24 protein-coding genes are annotated in these 23,731 nt (G+C 74.5%); 13 read left to right on the top strand and 11 right to left on the bottom strand.

Going from position 1 to position 23,731, the window contains the following annotated elements; all coding sequences use genetic code 11:
- The first annotated feature begins 181 nt into the window (after positions 1 to 181).
- The 3 genes from ACH4TG_RS01350 to ACH4TG_RS01340 all read left to right on the top strand — a co-directional run bounded on the left by ACH4TG_RS01350 (position 182) and on the right by ACH4TG_RS01340 (position 2,549).
- Positions 182 to 1,300, top strand: a complete 1,119-nt coding sequence (locus ACH4TG_RS01350; RefSeq protein ID WP_398240443.1) for an alpha/beta hydrolase — start codon at positions 182 to 184, stop codon at positions 1,298 to 1,300.
- 73 nt (positions 1,301 to 1,373) lie between these two features.
- On the top strand, positions 1,374 to 1,760 hold the full coding sequence (locus ACH4TG_RS01345; RefSeq protein WP_398239590.1) for an MmcQ/YjbR family DNA-binding protein: 387 nt from the start codon (positions 1,374 to 1,376) through the stop codon (positions 1,758 to 1,760).
- A gap of 45 nt (positions 1,761 to 1,805) precedes the next feature.
- Complete coding sequence (locus ACH4TG_RS01340) at positions 1,806 to 2,549, top strand: DUF4429 domain-containing protein (protein ID WP_398239588.1); 744 nt, start codon at positions 1,806 to 1,808, stop codon at positions 2,547 to 2,549.
- A gap of 109 nt (positions 2,550 to 2,658) precedes the next feature.
- Here the strand turns inward: ACH4TG_RS01340 and ACH4TG_RS01335 are convergent, their stop codons facing one another.
- Complete coding sequence (locus ACH4TG_RS01335) at positions 2,659 to 3,672, bottom strand: aldo/keto reductase (RefSeq protein WP_398239587.1); 1,014 nt, start codon at positions 3,670 to 3,672, stop codon at positions 2,659 to 2,661.
- The gene (locus ACH4TG_RS01330; RefSeq protein ID WP_398239585.1) at positions 3,672 to 4,160 is read right to left on the bottom strand and encodes a MerR family transcriptional regulator; all 489 of its coding nucleotides are present in this window, start codon (positions 4,158 to 4,160) and stop codon (positions 3,672 to 3,674) included. The genes ACH4TG_RS01335 and ACH4TG_RS01330 overlap by 1 nt, the downstream gene beginning before the upstream one ends.
- A 105-nt stretch (positions 4,161 to 4,265) precedes the next feature.
- On the opposite strand from ACH4TG_RS01330, the gene ACH4TG_RS01325 reads away from it, so the two are divergent.
- Positions 4,266 to 5,081, top strand: coding sequence for a serine hydrolase domain-containing protein (locus ACH4TG_RS01325; RefSeq protein WP_398239583.1), 816 nt, complete (start codon positions 4,266 to 4,268; stop codon positions 5,079 to 5,081).
- A 31-nt stretch (positions 5,082 to 5,112) separates the two neighbouring features.
- Here the strand turns inward: ACH4TG_RS01325 and ACH4TG_RS01320 are convergent, their stop codons facing one another.
- Positions 5,113 to 5,832 carry a pirin family protein gene (locus ACH4TG_RS01320; protein WP_398239581.1) on the bottom strand — a complete coding sequence of 240 codons (720 nt, stop codon included), beginning with the start codon at positions 5,830 to 5,832 and terminating at the stop codon, positions 5,113 to 5,115.
- 382 nt (positions 5,833 to 6,214) lie between these two features.
- Here ACH4TG_RS01320 and ACH4TG_RS01315 point away from each other — a divergent pair, with 382 nt between their 5' ends.
- The 5 genes from ACH4TG_RS01315 to fabF all read left to right on the top strand — a co-directional run bounded on the left by ACH4TG_RS01315 (position 6,215) and on the right by fabF (position 11,167).
- A complete protein-coding gene (locus tag ACH4TG_RS01315) occupies positions 6,215 to 7,426 on the top strand; it encodes a PucR family transcriptional regulator (protein WP_398239579.1) in 1,212 nt (403 codons plus the stop codon).
- 89 nt (positions 7,427 to 7,515) lie between these two features.
- A complete protein-coding gene (locus ACH4TG_RS01310; RefSeq protein WP_398239578.1) occupies positions 7,516 to 8,445 on the top strand; it encodes an ACP S-malonyltransferase in 930 nt (309 codons plus the stop codon).
- A 14-nt stretch (positions 8,446 to 8,459) separates the two neighbouring features.
- Positions 8,460 to 9,494: a ketoacyl-ACP synthase III gene (locus ACH4TG_RS01305; RefSeq protein WP_398239576.1), complete on the top strand. Its 1,035-nt coding sequence runs from the start codon at positions 8,460 to 8,462 to the stop codon at positions 9,492 to 9,494.
- A 65-nt stretch (positions 9,495 to 9,559) separates the two neighbouring features.
- The gene (locus ACH4TG_RS01300) at positions 9,560 to 9,805 is read left to right on the top strand and encodes an acyl carrier protein (protein WP_069464013.1); all 246 of its coding nucleotides are present in this window, start codon (positions 9,560 to 9,562) and stop codon (positions 9,803 to 9,805) included.
- Positions 9,806 to 9,898: 93 nt separating this feature from the next.
- Positions 9,899 to 11,167 carry a beta-ketoacyl-ACP synthase II gene (fabF, locus tag ACH4TG_RS01295; RefSeq protein ID WP_398239573.1) on the top strand — a complete coding sequence of 423 codons (1,269 nt, stop codon included), beginning with the start codon at positions 9,899 to 9,901 and terminating at the stop codon, positions 11,165 to 11,167.
- An 88-nt stretch (positions 11,168 to 11,255) separates the two neighbouring features.
- On the opposite strand, the gene ACH4TG_RS01290 is transcribed toward fabF, so the two are convergent.
- Positions 11,256 to 12,197 carry a beta-ketoacyl-ACP synthase III gene (locus ACH4TG_RS01290; RefSeq protein WP_398239572.1) on the bottom strand — a complete coding sequence of 314 codons (942 nt, stop codon included), beginning with the start codon at positions 12,195 to 12,197 and terminating at the stop codon, positions 11,256 to 11,258.
- Between the two features lie 88 nt (positions 12,198 to 12,285).
- On the opposite strand from ACH4TG_RS01290, the gene ACH4TG_RS01285 reads away from it, so the two are divergent.
- Entirely contained in the window at positions 12,286 to 12,894 is a 609-nt protein-coding gene (locus ACH4TG_RS01285; RefSeq protein WP_398239570.1) for a TetR/AcrR family transcriptional regulator, read from the top strand.
- Positions 12,895 to 12,927: 33 nt separating this feature from the next.
- Here the strand turns inward: ACH4TG_RS01285 and ACH4TG_RS01280 are convergent, their stop codons facing one another.
- Together ACH4TG_RS01280 and ACH4TG_RS01275 are read right to left on the bottom strand one after the other, a co-directional pair.
- Positions 12,928 to 13,857 (bottom strand): NAD(P)-dependent oxidoreductase, encoded by a 930-nt coding sequence (locus ACH4TG_RS01280; RefSeq protein ID WP_398239568.1) that lies wholly within the window; start codon positions 13,855 to 13,857, stop codon positions 12,928 to 12,930.
- A 19-nt stretch (positions 13,858 to 13,876) separates the two neighbouring features.
- Entirely contained in the window at positions 13,877 to 14,371 is a 495-nt protein-coding gene (locus tag ACH4TG_RS01275; protein WP_398239566.1) for a DUF3145 domain-containing protein, read from the bottom strand.
- A gap of 269 nt (positions 14,372 to 14,640) precedes the next feature.
- Between ACH4TG_RS01275 and ACH4TG_RS01270 the strand changes: the two genes are divergently transcribed.
- Positions 14,641 to 15,570 carry an SGNH/GDSL hydrolase family protein gene (locus tag ACH4TG_RS01270; protein WP_398239564.1) on the top strand — a complete coding sequence of 310 codons (930 nt, stop codon included), beginning with the start codon at positions 14,641 to 14,643 and terminating at the stop codon, positions 15,568 to 15,570.
- A gap of 19 nt (positions 15,571 to 15,589) precedes the next feature.
- Here the strand turns inward: ACH4TG_RS01270 and ACH4TG_RS01265 are convergent, their stop codons facing one another.
- Positions 15,590 to 18,316, bottom strand: a complete 2,727-nt coding sequence (locus ACH4TG_RS01265) for a glycoside hydrolase family 3 C-terminal domain-containing protein (protein WP_398239563.1) — start codon at positions 18,314 to 18,316, stop codon at positions 15,590 to 15,592.
- 101 nt (positions 18,317 to 18,417) lie between these two features.
- On the opposite strand from ACH4TG_RS01265, the gene ACH4TG_RS01260 reads away from it, so the two are divergent.
- Entirely contained in the window at positions 18,418 to 19,062 is a 645-nt protein-coding gene (locus ACH4TG_RS01260) for a TetR family transcriptional regulator (RefSeq protein WP_398239561.1), read from the top strand.
- Positions 19,063 to 19,164: 102 nt separating this feature from the next.
- On the opposite strand, the gene ACH4TG_RS01255 is transcribed toward ACH4TG_RS01260, so the two are convergent.
- Positions 19,165 to 19,593, bottom strand: coding sequence for an organic hydroperoxide resistance protein (locus tag ACH4TG_RS01255; RefSeq protein WP_398239559.1), 429 nt, complete (start codon positions 19,591 to 19,593; stop codon positions 19,165 to 19,167).
- Between the two features lie 89 nt (positions 19,594 to 19,682).
- Positions 19,683 to 20,690, bottom strand: coding sequence for an NADP-dependent oxidoreductase (locus ACH4TG_RS01250; protein ID WP_398239557.1), 1,008 nt, complete (start codon positions 20,688 to 20,690; stop codon positions 19,683 to 19,685).
- Between the two features lie 151 nt (positions 20,691 to 20,841).
- Between ACH4TG_RS01250 and ACH4TG_RS01245 the strand changes: the two genes are divergently transcribed.
- The gene (locus ACH4TG_RS01245) at positions 20,842 to 21,306 is read left to right on the top strand and encodes a MarR family winged helix-turn-helix transcriptional regulator (protein ID WP_398239556.1); all 465 of its coding nucleotides are present in this window, start codon (positions 20,842 to 20,844) and stop codon (positions 21,304 to 21,306) included.
- A 111-nt stretch (positions 21,307 to 21,417) separates the two neighbouring features.
- Here the strand turns inward: ACH4TG_RS01245 and ACH4TG_RS01240 are convergent, their stop codons facing one another.
- Together ACH4TG_RS01240 and ACH4TG_RS01235 are read right to left on the bottom strand one after the other, a co-directional pair.
- On the bottom strand, positions 21,418 to 22,074 hold the full coding sequence (locus ACH4TG_RS01240) for a hypothetical protein (protein WP_398239554.1): 657 nt from the start codon (positions 22,072 to 22,074) through the stop codon (positions 21,418 to 21,420).
- A gap of 265 nt (positions 22,075 to 22,339) precedes the next feature.
- The gene (locus ACH4TG_RS01235) at positions 22,340 to 23,509 is read right to left on the bottom strand and encodes a helix-turn-helix domain-containing protein (RefSeq protein WP_398239552.1); all 1,170 of its coding nucleotides are present in this window, start codon (positions 23,507 to 23,509) and stop codon (positions 22,340 to 22,342) included.
- Positions 23,510 to 23,731 lie beyond the last annotated feature (222 nt).

Here is a 23,731-nt window from a genome sequence, read left to right as displayed (position 1 = left end):
GGGGAGACGAGCAGCTGTCACCGACGGCGGTTCCGTCCGTGATCCCCCTGTGGATCTCCCCCAGCCGCCGCCCCGCTTCCGGCGGGACGATTTCGCGAGGCATCGTCGAGTGACCCTTCTCTACGCGCGACTGAGCCCTACCTCCATCCGCGCCCTGCTGGCCCTGGCGGTCGTCTTCGTCATGCTGGGCACCACCGGATGGACGGCGATCCGCCCGCACACCGTGACCAGTGCGCGGGCGGCCGCCCTGTCGTCGTGGGTGCACGGCACCATCGGCCACCGCAGGCTCCCCAGCCCGGACGCGGCGCCGGCCACCATCGCCCGCTTCTTCGCCTCGCTGACCGCCGCCCAGAGCCGCAGCCTGGCCCGGCGCTACCCGCTGGTGGTCGGCAATCTCAACGGCGCGCCGCTGGCCCTGCGCTACCGCGCCAACCGGCTCTCGCTCGCCCGGTTCCGGGCCGCCGAGGCGGCCCGCTCGGTCAGCGACAAGCTCACCCCCGCCGGCCGCCAGGTCGCCGGGCGCCTCTCGCACCGCTACGCCTCGCTGCTCGACGGGCAGCGCCAGATCCTCTCCTTCGACCCGACCGGGGCCGGCCGGGTCGCCGAGGTCTTCGGCAACCTGTCAACCGCCGCCCGGATCGCCGTCGTGGTGCCCGGCGTCGACACCGACATGCTCACCTTCGAGCGCAGCACCAAGCCGTACGCGGCGCCCGTCGGCATGGCCCAGGCGCTGTACGACGCCGAGCAGAGCGACGTACCGGGCGCCAAGACCGCGGTGATCGCCTGGGCCGACTACACCACCCCGTCCGGGGTGGGACTGGACGCCTCCACCGGCACGCTCGCCGAGCGCGGCGCGGTGCGGCTGAACGCGCTGGTCGGGGCGCTGCCCCGGCAGGCCGAGGTGTCGCTGTTCTGCCACTCGTACGGCTCGGTGCTGTGCGGGGTGGCCGCACCCGACCTGCCACGCGGCCGGATCGACGACATCACCGTGTTCGGCAGCCCCGGCATGCGCGTCCGGCGCGCCGCGGACCTGCACACCACCGCGCACGTGTGGGCGGCCAGGGACGACGGCGACTGGATCAGCGACGTCCCGCACGTGGAGTTCGCCGGGCTCGGCCACGGCGCGGACCCGGTGTCGGGCTCGTTCGGCGCCCGGGTGATCAGCGCGGCCGGCGCGAGCGGCCACCCCGGGTACTTCGCCCCGGGCACCGCCAGCCTGGCCAACTTCGCCGAGATCGCCCTCGGCGACTACCAGGCGGTGGCCTGCAAGGACGGCACCGGCTGCACCGCGGGGCTGTGACGGCGCGGGGACACCCGGGCCCCGCCGCGGTCGGTCCTGCGCGCTGTCGGACCCTCGTCCTAGGCTGGCCGGCATGGTGACCTTCGAGGAGTTCGCGGGGCTCGCGCTCGCCCTGCCGCAGGCGCACGAGCGGATCACCTGGGGCAGCGAGCACACCTTCCGGGTCGGCGAGAAGATCTTCGCGATGGGCGCGCCGGAGTCGGCCCATGTCTCGCTCAAGGCGTCGCTGGAGGACCAGAGCGAGCTGATGGCCGCCGCGCCGGAGACGTTCTCGGCCGCGCCGTACGTCGGCCGGTTCGGCTGGGTGCGGGTCGCGCTGGCGACGGCGGACCCGGAGGAGCTCGGCGAGCTGCTCACCGAGGCGTGGCGGCGAACGGCACCCAAACGTGCGGTGAAGGCGTTCGACGAGACGCGTGAGGCGCAAGTGGGGGACGTGCAGAAAAGGCAGCGACGCGCGTAGCGCGAGCCGGGTGCGGCGAGCGCGCGCGGTCATAGGCTGACCCTTATGGGTGACGTACTGGCCGGGAGCAACGCCGCGTGGGAATTCGAGCCCGACGCGGTCGTCATCCGGTACACACGGGGTGTGCGCGGCCCGCGACTGCTGCAGGCGCTCGGTGAGCGGCGGATCCCGCACGCCGCGCTGCAGGACGTGGAACTGCTCGACGGGCGGCGCGGCACGGCGGTGCTGCGCGCGGTGCCGAGGCACGGCGCCGACCCGCTGATCGAGGCCGCCGGCGGCCAGCTGAAGGAGGCCGCCGACCCGTACCGGCTGGTGCTGCCCGACCAGCACCGCACCCTCGCCGAGTACTACCGCGACGAGTTGCGGGCCGCGATCGCCGCGCAGGACACCACGGAGCCGCCCGGCCGGTTCCTGGTGGAGGCGCCGCCCGCGCCGCGCTCGTTCAAGGCGTACGACGCCAAGGCCTTCTTCGACGGCCGGACGGTGGCCTTCCGCTGGTTCTGGACCGGCGCGTCGTCCGCCAAGTGGAAGGCCGGCGACCAGGTCTTCCCGGTCGAGGAGCTGAGCGGGGTCGACTGGCGCTCGCCCGAGCTGCTGCACGGCCATCTGCGGCTGCTGCGCCGCTTCAACGACGGGGCCGGCACTCCTGCCGCGGTCCAGCCTCCGGGCGAGGCCGACCAGGACCCGGCCGCGGTGGTGTTCGGCCTGGGCTACGGCCTGGTGCACGAGTCGCTGCCGTTCGCCGCGGCCGTACTGGCCGCGATCCGCGCCGCCCGCACGCGCGCCTGATCCGGACCGGGGCGGGCCCGGCCCGGCTCGTGCGCGCGTGCGGGACGGGGGTACGTGCGGCGGCCGGGGGCGGACCCCCGGCCGCGCGCGGCACCCTGCGGCTGCCCGCCTACTCGCGGGAGGGCGAGGTACCGGCCATGTCGGCGTAGCGGTCGCCGGCGACCGCGCCGGCGATCGGCTCCAGCCACTCCAGTTCGAGGTCGGTCAGCGTGATGTGCGTGGCCGCGGTGTTCTCCAGCACCCGGGAGGGCTTGCGGGTGCCCGGGATCGGGACCACCGGCAGGCCGTGCACCTCGGCGCGCTGCTGCACCCAGGCCAGGGCGATCTGCCCGAGGGTGGCGTCGTGCGCCTTGGCGGCCTTGCGGACCGGGTCCAGCAGGTTGGCGTTGTGCCGGGCGTTCTCGCCGGTGAAGCGCGGCTGGCTGCGCCGGAAGTCGTCGGCGCCCAGCTCCGCGGAGGCGTCCTGGAACGCGCCGGTGAGGAAGCCGCGGCCCAGCGGCGAGTACGGCACGACGGTCACGCCCAGCTCGGCCGCGGCGCCCACCACCGACACCTCGACGTCCCGGCTGAACAGCGACCACTCGGACTGGACGGCGGCGATCGGGTGCACGGCGTGCGCCTCGCGCAGCTCGGCGCCGGTCACCTCCGACAGGCCCAGCTGCCGCACCTTGCCCGCGGCGACCAGCTCGGCCATCGCACCGACCGACTCGCTCAGCGGCACCCGCGGGTCGCGGCGGTGCATGTAGTACAGGTCGATGGTGTCGATGCCCAGGCGCCGCAGGCTGTCCTCGACCGCTCGCCGGATGTGGGCGGGGTCGTTGCGGATCTCCCGGCCGCCGTCCGGGGTGCGGTGGATGGCGAACTTGGTGGCGAGCACGACCTCGTCGCAGTGGGCCTTCAGGAACGGCGCGAGGAACTCCTCGTTGCGGCCCATCCCGTACATGTCGGCGGTGTCGAAGAGGGTCACCCCGGCGCCCAGCGCGGTCTCCAGGGTCTCCCGGGCCGCGGTCTCGTCGGTGGGGCCGTAGAAGTCGCTCATGCCCATGCAGCCCAGGCCCTGGATGCCGACCAGCGGGCCGTTCTCGCCGAGCCGGGCGGTACCGATGCGGTTCTGGGAGGTCATCACGCGGTCCTCTCCGGGGTGCAGCGCGCACCCGCGTACGTACTGATCTTGTGGTCCAGCACGGTCACCGTGTCCTGGAGTTCGGCGATCCGCTGCAGGACGTCCGTGCGGGTCGACTCCAGCAGGGCCTGCCGCTGCGGGAAGGTGTGGTCGCCCTCGCGGACGAGTTCGGCGTAGCGCACCATGTCGGCGACCGGCATGCCGGTCAGCCGCAGCTTGCCGACCAGGTCCAGCCAGTCCAGGTCCCGGTTGGTGAACCGCCGCTGCCCGGTGTGGGAGCGGTCGACGTGCGGCATCAGCCCGATCCGCTCGTACCAGCGCAGGGTGTGGGCGCTCAGGCCGGTGAGGTCCGCGACCTCGCTGATGGTGTACCTGTCCTGGCCGTCGGGCCGCGGGTGCCCGTCGTCGATCTCCTCGCGGATCGCCGGACCCGTGGATCCGGCCCGTCCGTCCCGTCGGCTGTTCTTCGCCACCTGCACGACCGTCATGCCCACCACGCTAAGACCTTGGAGTGCACTCCAGGCAAGCGCTGCCCGGGGCTTTCCGGGGACCTCCGCACGGCACCACCCGGGCGGAGCCTTAGGCTCCGTTGCATGGAGAGCCTGGGGATGATCGCGCAGTGGCCGGTGGCGAACGCGGCGGCGGCCGTGGTGCGGCAGGACGGGACGGTGGCCGGCACCCACGGGCCGGTGGACCGCCCGTTCCGGCTGGCGTCGGTGACCAAGCCGCTGGCGGCCTACGCGGTGCTGGTGGCCTACGAGGAGGGCGTCTTCGAGCTGGACGACCCGGCGGGTCCTGAGGGCTCGACCGTACGGCACCTGCTGGCGCACGCGTCCGGGCTCGCCTTCGACGAGCACAAGGTGATGGCCCCGCCCGGCACCCGGCGGCTGTACTCCAACGCCGGGTTCGAGGTGCTCGGCGACACGGTCGCCAAGGCCGCGGACATGCCGTTCGCCGAGTACCTGCGGCAGGCGGTGCTGGAGCCGCTGGGCATGGCCGGCACCTCGCTGCCCGGCTCGCCGGCCGCCGACGGCGTCTCGACCGCGGGCGACCTCGCGCGGTTCGCCGCGGAGCTCCAGGCACCCCGGCTGCTGCACCCGTCGACGGTGGCCGCGGCCACGTCCGTGGCCTTCCCCGGGCTCAAGGGCGTGCTCCCCGGCTACGGCCACCAGAACCCCAACGACTGGGGCCTCGGCTTCGAGATCCGCGACGGCAAGTCCCCGCACTGGACCGGCGCGCACTCCTCGCCGGCGACGTTCGGGCACTTCGGCCAGTCCGGCACGTTCCTGTGGGTGGACCCGGCGGCGGGGGCGGCGTGCGTGCTGCTCACCGACCGGGACTTCGGGGAGTGGGCGCTGCCGCTGTGGCCGCGGCTGACCGACGCGGTGCTGGCCGAACTGCGTGGCTGACGCGGGGACTTGAGGCGCTCCCCCGGCGGCGTCAGAGCAGCGGGTTCATGGCCCACACCAGGTACTCGGCCGGGCCGTCGGTGCGGGCCTCCACGGCCGCCTGGCCGGTGATCCGCGCGGCGTCGCCGGGGCAGAGCAGCGCCTCGCCGTCCGGGTGGTCGAGGTGGACCGAGCCGCGGACCACGTGCACGTAGCGGTAGGCGGCCGCCGGCAGGCCGCAGGCGTCGGGCCCGTCGGGACGGGACGCGTACAGGGCGGCGGCGGGCTGCCGCAGCCGCACCGCCGGGCAGTCGTCCGGGGCACCGGAGGCCAGCAGTCGCAGACCGGGCCCCTGCGGGACGGGCGCGGTCACCGCGGTGTACTCCGGCGGCCCGCCGGTCGAGTCGGGCCGCAGCCACATCTGCAGGAAGCGCAGCGGCCGGGTGCCGGCGTTGCGCTCGGTGTGCCGCACCCCGCCGCCCGCGCTCAGCCGCTGCAGGTCGCCGGCGCCGAGCAGGGCGGCGGTGCCGTGGTCGTCCCGGTGCTCGAGGGTGCCGTCCAGCACCCACGTGACGATCTCGGTGTCGCTGTGCGGATGCTCGTCGAACCCGGCTCCGGGCGCGAGCAGTTCCTCGTTGCAGGCCATGAGGAGTCCGAACCCCACGTTGTCCGGGTCGTAGTGCACGCCGAACGAGAACGCGTGCCACGACTCCACACCCGCGTCCGCCTCCCCACCCCGATACCGCCCCGCCCCCGCCCACACTTCGATCACCCCTCCAACCTATCCCCCGTACCCCCGCCCCAGCCCGAGCCCCGCCAGGAGCACGACGAACCGCGCGACCAGCCCCCACCGGCCCCGTGGACGGCAACGCCCCCGCACGGGGCAGACGCACCCCCGCAGGGGCGCCAGGAACCGCGCGCCCAGCCCCCACCGCGCCGGTGCACGGCAACGCCCCCGCACGGGGCAGCCCGAGCCCCGCAGGGGCGCCAGGAACCGCGCGCCCAGCCCCCACCGCCCGGTGGTCCGGGACGGACCGGACGGCCCCGGTGAGCCGGGAAGAACGCGCCCCCCACCGCCGTGGGCCCCTGGCGAAGTACGACGGAAAGTGGTACCCGAAGCCCCGCGCCGGAGGCGATAAGGCAGGCTTGGGTACGTGCCAGACGCTTCGCAGACGCAAGGACCCGCCGACCGGTCCCACGAGGACCATTCCGACCACTCCGCCACATTGCGGCGGCTGGAGAAGTCGGCCGGCCGCCTGGCCGCGCACGCCATCGCGCGGATGGACGAGCAACTGCCCTGGTACCGGGCGATGCCGCCGGAGAACCGCTCGTGGATCGGCCTGGTCGCCCAGGCCGGTATCGCCGCCTTCACCGAGTGGTTCCGCCACCCCGAGGCGCCGCAGGCGATCAGCACGGACGTGTTCGGCACCGCCCCGCGCGAGCTGACCCGGGCGATCTCGCTGCGCCAGACCGTCGAGATGGTCCGCACCACCATCGAGGTCATGGAGGCGGCCATCGACGAGGTCGCCGCCCCCGGCGACGAGGCGGTGCTGCGCGAGGCGCTGCTGGTGTACGCCCGCGAGATTGCGTTCGCCACCGCGCAGGTGTACGCCCAGGCCGCCGAGGCCCGCGGCGCCTGGGACGCGCGCCTGGAGTCGCTGGTGGTCAACGCGGTGCTGTCCGGCGAGGCCGACGAGGGCGTGCTGTCCCGCGCCGCCGCGCTGGGCTGGAACTCCCCCGACAAGATCGTGGTGGTGCTGGGCACCGCGCCCAACGGCGACAGCGAGCTGACCGTCGAGGCGATCCGCCGGGCCTCGCGGCACGCGAAACTGCAGGTGCTGACCGGGGTGCTCGGCGAGCGCCTGGTGGTCATCGCCGGCGGCGACGACGATCCGATCAAGGTGGCGAAGGCGCTGATCGGCCCGTTCGCCCCCGGCCCCGTGGTGGCCGGCCCGGTGGTCGGCGACCTGCTGTCCGCGACGCGCTCCGCGCAGGCCGCGGCGGCTGGCCTGAAGGCGTGCGCGGCCTGGCCGGACGCGCCGCGCCCGGTGCTCTCCGACGATCTGCTGCCCGAGCGCGCGATGGCCGGCGACCGGTTCGCCCGCGATCAGCTGGTGGAGGAGATCTACAGGCCGCTGGAGGAAGCGGGCTCCGCGCTGCTGGAGACGCTGAGTGTCTACCTGGAGCAGGCGTCGTCCCTGGAGGGCGCCGCCAGGATGCTCTTCGTGCACCCCAACACCGTGCGCTACCGGCTCCGACGTGTGACTGATGTCACCGGGTGGTCCCCTTCCGATGTACGCTCCGCATTCACCCTGCGCATCGCGCTCATCCTGGGCCGGCTGTCGGATGCGGACCCCGCGCGCTGACTCTTTGTCCGACACCCACAAATCACCCGACAGTTCTTGGTCCCTGTCCTCACGGGCGATCAGCCCTTCCGGCGAGAGAGAGTGTGAGTGTGCTCGTACTCGTAGCTCCCGGCCAGGGCGCCCAGACGCCCGGCTTCCTCGCCCCCTGGCTCGAACTGCCCGGCGCCGCCGACCGGTTGGCCGCCTGGTCGGAGGCCGCAGGCCTCGACCTGGCCCACTTCGGCACCAAGGCCGACGCGGACGAGATCCGCGACACCAAGGTCGCCCAGCCGCTGCTGGTGGCCGCCGGACTGCTGTCCGCCGCGGCCCTGGACGCCACGCCCGACCTGGTGGCCGGCCACAGCGTCGGTGAGATCACCGCCGCCGTGCTGGCCGGCGTGCTGACCGACGCCGACGCGATGACGTTCGTGGCGGCCCGCGGCCGGGCCATGGCCGAGGCGGCCGCGGTCACCGAGACCGGCATGTCCGCGGCGCTCGGCGGCGACCCGGACACGGTGGTCGCGCACCTGGAGTCGCTGGGCCTGACCCCCGCCAACATCAACGGCGCCGGCCAGATCGTGGCCGCCGGAACCGCCGGGCAGCTCGCCGAGCTGACCGCGAACGGTCCCGAGGGCGCCCGGGTGCGCCCGCTGCAGGTGGCCGGCGCGTTCCACACCGTCCACATGGCCCCCGCGGTGTCCACCCTGGAGACGCTGGCGCCGACGCTGGCGGTCGCCGACCCGAAGCTGCCGTACGTCTCCAACGCCGACGGGCAGCCGGTGGCCGACGGCGCCGAGATCGTCCGCCGGCTGGTCGCCCAGGTCTCCAACCCGGTCCGCTGGGACCTGTGCATGGAGACGTTCAAGGAGCACGGCGTCACCGGCATCATCGAGGTGTCCCCGGGCGGCACGCTGGTCGGCCTGGCCAAGCGGGCGCTGCCGGGTGTGCGCACCCTCGCGCTGAAGAAGCCTGACGACCTGGAGGCGGCCCGCGCGCTGATCGCCGAACTCGGCGGTTCGGCGGGGGCCCCGGCGGAATAGGAGTCCGCGCAGAGATGACAGCGAAGATCAGCCCCAGCAAGGGCGCGCCGTACGCGCGGATCCTCGGCGTGGGCGGCTACCGCCCGAGCCGGGTGGTGCCCAACGAGGTGATCCTGGAGCACATCGACTCCAGCGACGAGTGGATCAGGTCCCGGTCCGGCATCGCCAGCCGGCACTGGGCCGGCCCGGAGGAGACCGTCGCCGAGATGTCGCTGGAGGCCGGCGGCAAGGCCATCGCCGACGCCGGGATCTCCGCCGCCGACATCGACGCCGTGATCGTCGCGACCGTCTCGCACTTCAAGCAGACCCCCGCGATCGCCACCGAGATCGCCCACCGGATCGGCGCCGGCAAGCCGGCCGCGTTCGACATCTCGGCGGGCTGCGCCGGCTTCACCTACGGCCTCACGCTGGCCAAGAGCATGGTCGTCGAGGGCACCGCGACGAACGTCCTGGTGATCGGCGTGGAGCGGCTGAGCGACCTCACCGACAAGGAGGACCGCGCGACGGCCTTCCTGTTCGGCGACGGCGCCGGCGCGGTCATCGTCGGCCCCTCGACCGTGCCTGCCATAGGCCCGACGGTGTGGGGCTCCGAGGGTGACAAGGCGGAAACGATCAAGCAGACCGTGCCGTGGGACCGGTTCCGGATCGGCGACGTGGAGCAGCTGCCGCTCGACTCCACCGGCAAGGTCAAGTTCCCCGCGATCACCCAGGAGGGCCAGGCCGTCTTCCGCTGGGCCGTGTTCGAGATGGCCAAGGTGGCCCAGCAGGCGCTGGACGCCGCCGGGATCACCGCCGACCAGCTCGACGCGTTCATCCCGCACCAGGCGAACATGCGGATCATCGACTCGATGATCAAGGCGCTGAAGCTGCCCGACCACGTCGCGGTCGCCCGGGACATCGAGACCACCGGCAACACGTCGGCCGCCTCGATCCCGCTGGCGATGGAGCGGCTGCTCGCCACCGGCGAGGCCAAGAGCGGGGACACCGCGCTGGTCATCGGCTTCGGGGCGGGTCTGGTCTACGCGGCAACTGTCGTTACTCTCCCCTAGGCACATCCCCGCGGCGCCGCAGTCCCGCCCGCCGCACCATCGGTTACACATCAAGGAGCGCCGTCATGGCCACCAAGGAAGAGATCGTCGCCGGTCTCGCCGACATCGTGAACGAGATCGCCGGTATCCCGACCGAGGACGTCCAGCTGGACAAGTCCTTCACCGACGACCTGGACGTCGACTCGCTGTCCATGGTCGAGGTCGTCGTGGCCGCCGAGGAGCAGTTCGGCGTGAAGATCCCGGACGACGACGTGAAGAACCTCAAGACGGTCGGCGACGCGGTCGACTACATCCTCAAGGCCCAGGGCTGACCCCGCCCCGAGCCGACTCCGGTCCCGGACCGGGACCGACCTCCGGACGACGCGCCTGTCGCCCGCCCTTCTAGACGTGGAGAGACAATTCCTGTGAGCCCGACCAATCGCACTGTGGTCGTCACCGGTATCGGAGCAACCACACCGCTGGGTGGCGACAGCGCGTCGACCTGGGAGGCGCTGCTCGCCGGGCGTTCCGGTGTGACGCCGCTCGCGCAGGAGTGGGCAGCCGAACTGCCGGTGCGCATCGCGGCGCAGATCGCGGTCGAGCCCGGTGAGGTACTGCCCCGCCCGCTCGCCCGCAAGCTGGACCGCAGCGCCCAGTTCGCGCTGATCGCGGCCCGTGAGGCGTGGGCGGACGCCGGCTTCACGGCCAAGGCCGGCGAGGACCCGGCCGTCGACCCCGACCGGCTGGGCGCGGTCATCGCCTCCGGCATCGGCGGCGTGACGACCCTGCTCGACCAGTACGACGTCCTCAACAAGCAGGGTGTGCGCAAGGTGTCCCCGCACACCGTGCCCATGCTCATGCCCAACAGCCCGGCGGCGAACGTCGGCATCGACGTCAACGCCCGGGCCGGTGTGCACACCCCGGTCAGCGCCTGCGCGTCCGGTGCCGAGGCCATCGGGTACGCGATCGAGATGATCCGCACCGGCCGCGCCGACGTGGTGGTGGCCGGCGGCACCGAGGCGGCGATCCACCCGCTGCCCATCGTCGCGTTCGGCAACATGATGGCGATGTCCAAGAACAACGACGACCCGCAGGGCGCGTCCCGGCCCTACGATCGCGACCGCAACGGCTTCGTGCTGGGCGAGGGCGCCGGCGTGATCGTGCTGGAGTCCGCGGAGCACGCGGCCGCACGTGGCGCCCGGGTCTACGTGGAGGCCGTCGGCCAGGGCATCTCGGCGGACGCGCACCACATCACCCAGCCCGAGCCGACCGGCCGCGGTATCGCGGCGGCGCTGCAGCACCTCATGGACGGCACGGACCTCAAGCCGGCCGAGATCGTGCACGTCAACGCGCACGCGACGTCCACCCCGCAGGGCGACGTCGCGGAGGTCAAGGCGCTGCGGAACGTCTTCGGCGACGACGTGGACCACATGGCGGTGTCCGCGACGAAGTCCATGTCCGGCCACCTGCTCGGCGGTGCCGGCGGCATCGAGACGGTGGCGACGGTGCTGGCGCTGCACCACCGGATCGCGCCGCCCACGATCAACCTGGACCACCAGGACCCCGAGGTCGACGCGGACATCGTCCACGGCGAGGCCCGGCCGCTGCCCGCGGGCACGATCGCCGCGCTGAACAACTCCTTCGGTTTCGGCGGCCACAACGTGGTGCTGGCCCTGCGCACCCCGTCCGCCTGACGGTCCGACGGTTCACACCCCCGCGCCCTGCGGGTGGCGCCCCTCGCGGGGCGTGCCACCGGCAGGGCGCCGGTGCGTCCGGGGGTGTTCAGGGGCAGGTGGTGACCTGGGCGGCCCAGGACAGTCCGCCGCCGAAGCCGAGGAGCAGCACCGGCTCGCCGGAGGGCAGGTCGCCGCGCTCGACGAGCTTGGAGTAGGCGAGCGGCACGCTCGCCGCCGAGGTGTTGCCGGACTCCACCACGTCGCGGGCGATCACGGCCCGCTCGGCGCCGAGCCGGGCGACGACCGCCTCGATGATCCGCAGGTTCGCCTGGTGGGTGACGATCCCGCCGAGGTCGGCGGGCGCGAGCCCGGCCCTGCGGCACGCCTCCTCGGCGAGCGGCGCGAGCGCCGTGGTGGCCCAGCGGAAGACGGTCTGGCCCTCCTGGGCGAACCGCGGGTGCCAGGCGCCGGCCAGCCGCACCGCGTCGGCCCTGCCGGGGTCGGTGCCCCAGACGACCGGGCCGATCCCGGCGCGGTCGGACGGCGAGACCACCGCCGCGCCCGCGCCGTCGCCGAGCAGCACGCAGGTGCTGCGGTCGGTCCAGTCGGTGAGGTCGGACATCTTCTCCGCGCCGATCACCAGGGCGTGCCCGGCGGCGCCGGCCCGCACCGAGTGGTCGGCGACGGCCAGCGCCGTGGTGAACCCGGCGCAGGCGTTGTTGAGGTCGAACGTGGCGGCCGCGGGCACGCCCAGCCGGGCGGCGGTCTGCGCGGCGATGCTCGGGCAGCGGTCCTGGGCGCTGGACGTGGCGACGACCAGCAGCCCGATCTCGTCGGGCCGCAGCCCCGCGGCGGCCAGCGCCTTGCCGCCGGCCGCCGCGGCCATGTCGGTCACCGACTCCCCCTCCGCGGCGATCCGCCGGGTGGCGATGCCGGTGCGCTGCCGGATCCACGCGTCGCTGGTGTCGACCAGCGCGGCCAGGTCGTCGTTGGTGAGGACGCGCTCGGGCTGGTAGTGGCCGAGGGCGGCGATGGCGGTGTCGGGCACGGCGGTCTCCTCAGTCGGATGGTCGTGCCGCGACTATAGCGACCGATCGGTCGGACTCTAAAGGGGGTGCGGTCGCTACCATGGCCCCATGAGTCCCCGGAAGTCCGCCGCCGAGGCGCGCCGCACCCGCGAGCGGATCATCGAGCGCAGCGTCGCGATGGCGTCCGTGGAGGGCCTGGAAGGTCTCACCATCGGCCGGCTGGCCGGGGAGCTGGGCATGAGCAAGTCCGGCCTGCTCGGCCACTTCGGCACCAAGGAGGAGCTGCAACTGGCCGCGCTGCGGCGGGCGTCCGCGGTGTTCTCCCGCGCGGTGTGGGAGCCGGCCCGCGACCTGCCGCCGGGCCTGGCGCGGCTGCGCGCGGTGTGCGAGGCGTGGGCCACGTATCTGGACCGCGAGCGGGACACCTTCCCCGGCGGCTGCCTGTTCACCACCTCGGCGGTGGAGTTCGACGCGCGCGGCCCCGGCCCGGTGCGGGACGCGGTGGCGCGGCTGCACCGGACCTGGCAGCACCGCCTGCTGGCCGACATCAGGACGGCGGTGGCGGCCGGCGAGCTGCCGGCCGCCACCGATCCCGAGCAGCTGGCGTTCGAGCTGAACGGGGTCTATCTGAGCCTCAACCACGCCGTGCAGCTCTTCGGGGACCGCACCGCCCCCGACCGCACCCGCCGCGCGGTCGCCCGGCTGCTCGGCGGCTGAGGGCGCCCGGGTCAGTCCGACGCGGCGCCCGTGTCAGTCCGACGCGGCGGCCGTGTCCGCGGCGTCCTTCTCCGGGAAGCTCGCGAAGTACGACGCCGCCATGTCGTCACCGCCGTGGCCCTGCTCAGAGGCGCGGCGGAAGCGCTCCGCCCCGGCCTCCGCGAGGTCCAGCCGCACGCCGTTGCGCTCGGCCGCGGCCACGATCAGCCGCAGGTCCTTCCAGGCGCCCTCCACCGAGAAGTTGGGCGTGTAGTCGGCGGCGCGGATGGCCGCCGCCTTGGCGCGCAGATAGGGCAGGTCGAGCGGGCCGCCGTCGATCGCCTCGAAGAACCGGTCCGGGTCGACGCCGAGGCCGCGGGCGAGCGCCATGGTCTCCGCGGTGGCGTTGGTGACCGCCAGGACCCAGCTGTTGAGCACCAGTTTCAGGCTGCTGGCGGCGCCCTCGGTGCCGTCCTGGCCGAGCCAGAGGGTGGTGGCGGCGATCGCCTGGAAGAGGGGCTCGGCGACCGGGCGGGCGGCGTCGGGGCCCGCGGCCAGCACGGTCAGCTTGCCGGACTCGGCGGCCTGACGGGTGCCCAGCACGGGTGCGTCCAGGAAGAGCAGGCCGTGCTCGCGGGCCAGCGCGGCCAGCTCGCCCTGGGCGGTGGGGCCGACGGTGCTGCTCTGCACCCACACCGCGCCCTCCTTCAGCCCGCGCGCGGCACGGTGCATGACGTCGAGGACGGCGGTGCCGTCGAGCAGCATGGTGATCACCGCGTCGGCGCCGCGGACGGCGGCCTCGGGGTCGGCGAGGACCCGGATGCCGTCCTCGGCGAGGGGCCGGGCGCGGTCGACGGTGCGGTTCCAGGCACGCACCTCGTGCCCGGCCGCGGCAAGGTTGCGGGCCATGCCGGCGCCCATGATGCCGGTGCCGAGGACCGCGACGGACAGAGGACCTGAGGAGCCGGAGAAGTCAGTGGACATACCGGCAGGCTATGCCCGGTCAGACCACCTGGTGGAGCCAGCGCACCGGCGCGCCCTCGCCGGCGTACCGGAACGGTTCGAGCTCGTCGTCCCACGGCTTGCCCAGCAGCCGCGACAGCTCGCCCTCCAGGTCCGCCTCGCCCCGGCCGGCCCGCTGCATGGCGGCGCGCAGCCGGTCCTCCGGGATCAGGATGTCGCCGTGCATGCCGATGACGGCATGGAAGATGCCCAGCTCGGGGGTGGCGCTGTAGCGCTCGCCCTCGGCCGTGGCGCACGGCTCCGCCGTCACCTCGAAGCGCAGCAGATGCCAGCCGCGCAGCGCGGAGGCCAGCTTGGAGGCGGTACCGGGTTCGCCCTGCCAGGAGAACTCGGCACGCCAGGTCCCTGGAGCGGCCGGCTGCCGGATCCAGTCGAGGCTCACGCGCACGCCGAGGACGCCCGCGACGGCCCACTCGACGTGCGGGCACAGCGCGCGCGGTGCGGCATGCACGTACAGAACACCACGTGTCGTCACCGGTACCTCCAGTGTGGGACGAGGTTCGCCTTCCCCAGCGGCCTCACACACGAACCGGCAGAACCCGGGACACCATGAGACGTTCTGCGACATTGTGCACTATTCATCACAATCAGGACAAGAATCACTTCTGACACCCGATAAGCTCCGACCTCCTGTCAGTTCCCTTCGGGCGTCAGGGAAAAAGCTACCGTGCGGCGTCCTGGAGGGAGTGACGTACGGTCGGGCTCGTACCCGATATCACCCACTCGTCGGAGGGGAGCACCCCGATGCGCATGCTGCCGCGCCGCGGCCTGGCCCTTGCCGTCACCGCGCTTCTGCTGGGCGGATGCGGCGTGGGCGGCTCGGCCGCCGACCGCGGAAGGGCCGGGCAGGTGTCGCCCACCGCACAGATCTCGCATTCCGCGGGGACCGAGGCGCAGGGCGCGCCGAAGCAGCCCGCGCAACCGAAACAACCCGAACGGCCCTGGAACGTGCACCCGGCCTCGGTGGCGTCCCTCGGCGACTCCATCACCCGCGGCTTCGACGCCTGCGACCCGCTCGCGGACTGCCCCGAGGTGTCGTGGGCGACCGGGACCAAGGACGGGGTGAACAGCCTCAGCGCCCGGCTCTCGGCCGGCCCGCGCAGCTGGAACCTGGCCCAGTCCGGTGCCCGGGTCGCCGACCTGCCGGCGCAGGCCCGGGCCGCCGCCGCGCACAAGCCGGCGATGGTGACGGTGCTCATCGGCGCCAACGACGCCTGCGCCCGCGACACCGCCGCCATGACGCCGGTCGCCGACTTCCGCACCGCCTTCAACGGCACCATGGCCTACCTGCACCGGGTGCTGCCGGGCACCCAGGTCCTGGTCGCCAGCATCCCCGACCTGGAGCACCTGTGGTCGGTGGGCCGCGGCAACGTGCTGGCCCGCGAGCTGTGGAAGCTGGGGCTGTGCCCGACGATGCTCAAGGACTCCGACTCCCAGGGCGCGGACGCGCAGGCCCGGCGGACCGAGGTGCGCAACCGGGTGATCTCCTACAACACCGTGCTCGCCCAGGTGTGCCAGCGCTACGACCGCTGCCGGTTCGACGGGGGCGCGGTCTTCCGCTACCCGTTCGGCACCGGCCAGCTGAGCAAGTGGGACTGGTTCCACCCCAACCAGGACGGCCAGGCCGAGCTGGCCCGGATCCTGGCCGGGGTCGCCACGTCGACCGGCCTCTGAGGCTGCCGGCGGAGCCGCGTCAGCCACGGACGGTCAGCGGCGCGGTGAGCCGGACGTCGGTCAGACAGTGCGCGGCGTCCACCGCGTAGCCGCCCGGCAGCAGCCGCCAGCCGGCCGCCTCGGGGCCGGCCGTCCCGCTCGCCGCCTCCCAGTACTGCGCGGCCCGCACCGGGATCGCCAGCCGCACCTCCGCGGTCGCGCCGGCCTCCGCCTCGACCGCGGCGAACGCGGCCAGCCAGCGCCGCGGCCGCTCCACGCCGGCAGCGCTGCCGCCCCCGCCTGCCCCCGTCGCCTTCACGCCCGCCCCGTCCCCGCCCGTCCCGTTCGCACCGGGCGCCTCCGGCCGCAGATACAGCTGCACGACCTCGCGCCCGTGCCGGGCGCCGGTGTTGCGCAGCCGGACCACGGCCTGCGCGAGGGTGCCGTCCTGCGCCGAACCGGGCTCCAGGGTCAGCGAGTCGTAGGTCCAGGTGGTGTAGCCGAGGCCGTGGCCGAACGGGTACGCGGGGGCGGCCGGTACCCGGTCCCAGGCCCGGTAGCCAATGAACAGCCCCTCCTCGTAGACCAGTTGTCCGTCCTGCGGGGTGACGCGGGACACCGGGGCGTCGGCCAGGCGGGCCGGCCAGGTGGTGGGCAGCCGCCCGCCGGGCTCGCGTGCGCCGAGCAGGACGTCCGCCAACGCCGCCCCGGCCTCCTGCCCGGGGAACCAGGCGAGCAGCACCGCCGCCACGTCCTCGCGCCACGGCATCTCCACCGGAGCACCGGAGTTGACCACCACCACGGTGCGCGGGTTGGCCGCGGCGACCCGGGCGACCAGCTCGTCCTGCCGGCCCGGCAGCCCCAGTCCGGTCCGGTCGAAGCCCTCGGACTCCACGCGCTCGGTGGTGGCGACCACCACCACCGCGGTGTGCGCGGCGCGCGCCGCTGCCACCGCCTCGTCCAGCAACTCCTCCGGGTCCCTTTCCGGTTCGCCGTGCAGCAGCGAGAACCCGACGGCCTGCACCGGCAGTTCCAGCTCCTTGGGCGGGGTGTGGGCGAGGCTGACGTCGACCGCCCGCCCGGCGGCCAGGTGGACGGCGCCGCGCTCCGTGGGGGTGCCGAAGAACGCCTCGAACGGGTCGGCGTTGTCATCCGCCTGCACACCGTCGAAGAGCACGATGCCGTCCACGGTGAGCCGGAAGTTGCCCAGGCCGCGGGTGCCGAAGCGGTGCTCGCCGCTCACCCGCGGCACGAACCGTCCGCGCATCTCGACGGTGTGCAGCTCCTCGTAGGCCACGCCCTCGGGCAGGTCGCCGAGCCACAGCAACTGCCCGCCCGGGAGCGGCTCGCCGCCCAACTCCCGCCCGGTGGCGTCGCGGACGATCGCGCTCAGGGTGAACCCCGCTGCGGCGGCGGCCAGTTCCTCGCTCGGGTCGGCGCCGGCCGCCCAGGTCAGCGGGACGTCCGGCGGCAACGCGGCGCGCAGCCCGTCGAGCGGCGAGACGACGTGTTCGGGGAAGACCTGCGCCGAACCGCCGCCGAGAATGCGCGCGTCGCGGGCCGCGGTCCCGATCAGCGCGATCCCGCGAGCCGCATCGGGCCCGGTGGATCCAGTGCTCTCGCCGCCCGGCGCGATCGGGTCGAGCGGGAGGACCGGCGCGCCGCCGCGCACCTCGTTGCGCAGCAGCACGCAGGCGGTGGCGGCGATCTCGCGGGCCAGCGCGTCGCCGTCGATTCCGGCGGGCCGGTCCGCGACCGCGACGGCGGCCGGGGTGCCGGACAGCAGCCCGGCCCGCGCGGCGAGCCGCAGCACCCGCCGCACCGCGGCGTCGACCAGCGCCTCCTCGACCTCGCCGGCCCGTACCGCCGCCGCGAGGGCCGGGCCGTAGACGGTCAGCGGGCCGGGCATCGCCAGGTCCAGGCCGCCGCGCAGGGCACCGGCGGTACTGCGGGCCGCGAACCAGTCGGAGACCACGACCCCGTCGAACCCCCACTCGCCGCGCAGCACGCCGTTCACCAGGGCGTCGTGCTCGGTCATCGAGGTCCCGTCGACGGCGTTGTAGGCGGCCATCACGCCCCACGGCCGCGCCCCGGCGACGATCGCCTCGAACGGCGCCAGGTACAGCTCCCGCAGGGCCCGTTCGGGGATGCGGTTGTCGACGGTGAAGCGGTCGGTCTCCGCGTCGTTGCCGACGAAGTGCTTGACCGTGACACCGACGCCGCCGTCCTGCACGCCGCGCACATAGCCGGTGCCGATCGCGCCGGTGAGGTACGGATCCTCGCTGTACGCCTCGAAGTGCCGTCCGCCCAGCGGGCTGCGGTGCAGGTTGACGGTCGGGGCGAGCAGCACGTGGACGCCCTTGCGGTGCGCCTCCTGGGCGAGCAGCCGGCCGGCGCGGCGGGCCAGGTCGGGGTCCCAGGTGGCGGCGAGCGCGGTGGGGCTGGGCAGGGCGGTGGACGGGTCGACGCCGGTCCAGCGGCGGCCGCGGACGCCGATCGGCCCGTCGGACATCACCAGCGAGCCGAGCCCGATCTCGCCGAGCGCGGGCAGCGTCCACATGTCCTGGCCGGCCAGCAGGCGCGTCTTCGCGTCGAGGTCGAGCGCGGCCAGCGCCGCCTCGACGGCCTCCTCGCGGCGGCGGACCGCTTCCCGGCCGGGACCGCCGGACGCCTGCCGGCCGCTCCCCTGCGCGGGGGCCCGATCCTCCTCCTGGGCGGGGGTGTTGACCGGGTGCCGCACCGCGTTCCGCGCCGTCTCAGGTGTCATGGCGGCCATCCTGCGCCCGCCCGGGCCTGGTTGCCTGTCAGCCGGTAGGGATAGTTACCGTCTTGTCATCTTGTAGGCTCGACCTCCAGGGGAAGGGGCTGATGGCGGTGACCAGAGCCAGGGGCGAGCGCGGCGAACGGCGGGCGGAGATCATCCAGGCCGCGACCGAGGTGATCGCCGAACGCGGCTACCGCGGCGCGACCTTGGCGGCGGTGGCGGAGCGGGTGGGGCTGACCCAGCAGGGGCTCATGCACTACTTCCCCACCAAGGAGGCGCTGCTGGTGGCCGTCCTGGAGGCGCGCGACCAGTGGGACATGGCCTCGGCGGCGCTGCACGGCCGCGCCTGGCCGCTGGAGGTGGTGGCCCACCTCGTCGAGTACAACGCGACACGGCCCGGCATCGTCCAGGCGTTCACCGTGCTGGCCGGCGACAGCGTCACCGAGGGGCACCCGGCGCAGGAGTACTTCAGGGACCGGTACGCCGCGGTGCGCGGCGGCGGCGCCGAGGCGCTGCGGGCGGAGTACGGCGACCGGCTGCCCGGCGGGCTGTCGCCCGAGCGGGCGGCGACGCTGCTGGCGGCCGTCGTCGACGGGCTGCAGGTGCAGTGGCTGCTCGACCCCGAGGCGGTCGACATGCCCGCCGCCTTCCGTGACTTCCTCGCGCTGCTGGCACCGCCGCCGGACTCCCCCGCCGACACCGGGCCGACGGCTGGGGCCGCACCGACGGGTAAGGACCGTGCTCCCTAGGGAGCACGGTCCTTACGACGCCATGTGCGGCCCCCACGCCCCAGCAGGGCGCAACCGGGCGCCGGCGAGCCGGATTTCGGCACGGGAGCCGGGCGGATCCCGTCAGACGACGGTCAGTTCCACCGCGATGTTGCCGCGCGTCGCGTTGGAGTAGGGGCAAACCTGGTGGGCCTTCTCGACCAGGTCCTGGGCGGTGGCGGCGTCCACACCCGGGATGGAGACGGCGAGTTCGACGGTGAGTCCGAAGCCGCCCTCCGCGGTCTTGCCGAGGCCGACGCGCGCGGTCACCCGGGAGCCGGAGATGTCGGCGCCCTCGCGGCGGGCCACGACACCCAGCGCGCTCTGGAAGCAGGCGCTGTACCCGGCGGCGAAGAGCTGCTCGGGGTTGGTGCCGGCGCCGCTGCCGCCGAGCTCCTTGGGCGGGTTGACGACGACGTCCAGCTTGCCGTCGTCGCTGGCGACCCGGCCGTCACGGCCGTTCTCCGCGGTGGCGACGGCGGTGTACAGGACGTCGACGGACTGGATGGTCATGAGCGGGTCCTCCTGATCGGGCGGAAAAGTCGCGCCGTCAACATTTTGTTGAAAGGCGGTGACGGTATCGACCCCGCCCGCCGTCGCTCTCACTCCGGGAGGGCGACGATCATCTTGCCGGTGTTGTCGCCGCGCAGCAGTCCGAGGAACGCGTCCAGCGCCCGGTCGATTCCCGTGACGACGGTCTCGCGGTACTGGAGCCGGCCGTCCCGCAGCCAGCCGCCCACCTCGCGCACGAACTCCGGCCGCAGGTCCTGGTGGTCGCCGACCAGGAAGCCGCTGAGGGTGATCCGCTTGCCGATGAGCAGGCCGAGGTTGCGCGGCCCGGGCGGCGGCTCGGTGGCGTTGTACTGGCTGATCGCGCCGCACAGCGCGGCCCTGCCGTGCACGTTCAGCGCGCCGATCGCCGCCTCGAGGTGCTCGCCGCCGACGTTGTCGAAGTAGACGTCGATGCCGTCGGGCGCGGCCGCGCGCAGCTGCTCGGCCACCGGCCCCTTGCGGTAGTTGAAGGCGGCGTCGAAGCCGTACTCGTCGACGAGCAGCGCGGCCTTCTCGTCGGATCCCGCGCTGCCGACGACACGCGCGGCGCCCTTGAGCCGGGCGATCTGGCCGGCCTGGCTGCCGACCGCGCCCGCGGCACCCGAGACGAAGACGCTCTCCCCCTCGGTGAAGCCGGCGACACGCAGCAGTCCGGCGTACGCGGTGAGGCCGGTCATGCCGAGCACGCCGAGGTAGGCCGGCAGGGGTGCCGCCCGCCGGTCCACGGCGACCGTGCGCGCGGCGTCCACCAGCGCGTACTCGCGCCAGCCGAGCCCGTGCAGCAGGTGGTCGCCGACCGCGATCCCGTCGGCCGCCGACGCCACCACCACGCCCACCGCGCCGCCCAGCATGGGCTCGCCCAGCGCGTACGGCGGCGCGTACGACTTGGCGTCGTTCATCCGCCCGCGCATGTACGGGTCCACCGAAAGGAACAGGTTCCGGACCAGGACCTGGCCCGGGCCCGGCTCGGGGACGTCCGTCGAGACCAGGGCGAAGTCCTCGGGGACCGGCCAGCCCTGGGGGCGGGCGACCAGGTGCCATTCGCGGCTCATGGGCATGCGGGTGGGCTCCTTCCGCCGTGGCGCCACCGCTCGCGGCCCGGCGCGCGGGCGCCGAGGAGAAGCAGTTCACCATGGCAAAGATTTAGGTTCTTAATTAACGATGGTCCTTGATGTTTCACCTTGTCAAGCAAACGGCTACCCTGGACCCATGACACGCCGCATGGACCCGCTGACCGCCGAGGTCGTCGACCTGATCGGCACGATCGTGGCGCGGTACTACCAGGAGTACGACGCGGCAGCCGCCGTGCACCGGCTGACCGGCGCGCAGGCCAGGGTCCTGGCCCTGCTGTCCACCGGGCCGATGCCGATGCGGCAGATCGCCCAGCGGCTGAAGTGCGAGCCGTCGAACGTGACCGGCATCGTGGACCGGCTGGAGGCGCAGGGGCTCGCCGAGCGGCGCGCGGACCCGGCCGACCGCCGGGTCAAGCTGGCCGCGGCCACGGAGCACGGCCGGGACACCGCCGCGCGGCTGCGGTCCTCGCTGGACTTCGCCCGCGAGCCGCTCGCCGCCCTGTCCGTCGGTGATCGCACGACCCTGCGCGACCTGCTCCGGCGGATGCTGGGCGACGACGCCGGCGCCGCGCCGGACCCGGCGCCCCCGGCGGCCGGCTAGACCGCCGCGACCGGCTGGACCGAAGCCCCCGGCTGAACCCCCGCGGCCGGTCGATCCCCCGCGACCGCCGCCGGTCGCCGCCTCGGGGCACGCCGGACGGTCAGCGGCGCATCACTGGCACCACCACAGCACCTTCTTGCACGGCGTCTTGGTCGGCGTCGGCGGGGAGGTGGGGTGCGTCCCGGTCGCGGTGGGCGTCGGCGCCTTCGTGGTGGGCGCGGTGGTCGGCGCGGTCGTGGTGGTGCGCGGCGGCGCCGACGTGTGCGGCGTGGTGGCGCCGGCCGTCGGGCTCGTGGAGTCCGACGGCGACGCCGAACCGGACGGCGACGCGGTCCTGCCGTGGCTGGGAGTGCCGCTGGAAGACGACGGGAGCAGGCCCGCGTCGTCGGGCGACGGCGCGCCCGAAGAGGCGCCGGGCAGCACGGGGTTGACGCCCACGCCCGGATCCGCGGCGCCACCGGAGCCGCCGGAGAGCGCCGCCATGGAGAACATCGTCAGCGCGCCCACCACCGCGACCGCGCCGACACCGTAGACGGCCACCCGCTGCCGGCCGCGCTTCGCCGAGCGGGCGGCCGAGCGCCGCCCCTCGGCCCGCCGCGCCGCCCGGCCCGAGCCGGGGGCGCCGTCGCCGTTCCCGTCAGGGACGACCGGGGGCAGCGTCGCGGTGTCGGTGACCGCCGGCAGCGTGAGCTCGTCTGCGGGCGTCCCGCAACCCGGGCAGGAGTACGCGCCGTTGAGGTGGCGCCGGCACGCGTAGCAGTAATCCATGGCGGGATGGACCTTAGGGGAACGCTTGCCCCAGGCGTAACCCTGGACACCCGCTTCCCCCGGCTTTGCCGGGAAACTCCCCCGGGGCCGTCGCGGTGCGTGACGGCACCGCTCCGGCGAACGGCCCGGGGCAGCGGGACGGCCACCCCCGCGGCCCCGCGCACCCTCCTGACGCCCCCTCGCCCGATGCGCTCCCGCACGCCGTTCGACGTGCGCCCGCCGGCGTGCCGTGGCGGGCGCGGTACCGGGCGCGCCCCGCGCCGCCTCACGCTCCCAGGCGCGGGGCGGCGCCGAACGCGCTGGCCATCAGCCGGCTGCGCAGCGCCACTTCCAGCTCGAAGCGGGCGTCGGGGTCGGCGAGCGCCGGGCCGAACAGCCGCTGCACCTGGTGCAGGCGCTGCCGCGCGGTCTGCGGGTGGATGCCGAGCCGCGCGGCGACGTCGGGCGCGCTGCCGCGGTTGGTCTGCAGCCACGCCAGCAGGGTGGCGGCCAGCCGCTCGCCGCGCTTGGGGGTGAGGTCGGCGAGCGGGCTCAACCGGCGGTCGGCGATCAGCGCGACCAGGGCCGGGTCGCCGAGCAGCAGCAGTTCGGGCAGGCACCGCTCGCAGTCCACGGGCGCGCGCCCGCCGTGCGGCTGCGGCAGGCAGGCGCGGATCGCCCGGGCCCAGCGCAGCGAGTGCGCGGCGGCGTCCGGCGGCACCGCCGGGCCGATCACCGCTCCCCTGCCCTGCATGACCCGCTGCACCTGGCCGTCCCTGAGGTAGAGCGCGGGCTCCGGCACCACCAGGCAGGACTCCGGCCCGTCGAGGTCGGCCAGCACCAGGTCCGGCAGGCGCAGCGCGGCGGCCAGGGTGCGCGCGGGCGGCGCGGCGGCGGCGCCGAGTGCCACGCAGGCGACGTCGGGGGGCAGCGGCCAGTCCGCGAGGCGGGCGGCGTCGCGGACCGCACCGGGCGCGGCGCCGGACACCATCAGGTCCAGCAGCTGGTGACGGCGGCGGCCGAAGGTGCCGGCCTCGTCGGCACGGGCCGCGGCGTAGCCGGCCACGGCCGCGGCGGCCAGCTCGTCGATGTGCGCGAAGATCGCCTCGGCGAGCAGCACCATGCGGTCGGCGCCGAGCCCGGTGCCGCGGGCGACGCGCGCGTAGCGCCGCCAGGCTACCCGGGCGCCGACGCGGTACGCGGCCTGCAGCGCGTCCAGACTGCGGCCCTCGGCGAACTCGCCCCGGCCCAGGGCCCGGTGGACCCGCAGCCGCTCCTCGCCGAGCGCGCCCTCCCCGGCGCCCTCCAGCAGGTCGGCGAATTGCTCGAGCGCGGTCTCCACGCCCTGCTGGATTCCCGCGCCGAATTGCCCGGCGAGCGGCCGGGAGAAATCCGGGACATGGCGCCGAATCTCGGTGATGATCTCGGCGGCGAGAGAGGACCGCTCCTTTCGCACTTCCGCGGCGAAACGCGCCGGCATTCGCGACCAGGGACCCTCCACGCCGCGAGTATGCGGCGATGTTACTGGTGAGTCAAGAGTTCGGACAGCGACGGGCTCCTGGGTCTGCACCCGGCCCGGACCCCCGTCGCCACAGGATTCGGCGCCGCCCGGACCCCGCCTGCGCCCGGCTCGCGCCCCTGCCCGGACCCTGCCCGCGCCGGGGCTCGTCCGGTGGAT

Origin of the sequence: Streptomyces sp. NPDC020917 (assembly GCF_044333795.1) — a bacterium.
GTDB lineage: Bacteria > Actinomycetota > Actinomycetes > Streptomycetales > Streptomycetaceae > Actinacidiphila.
The sequence above is the reverse complement of the archived record's forward strand: the minus strand, read 5'-3'. Positions and strand labels throughout refer to the sequence as shown.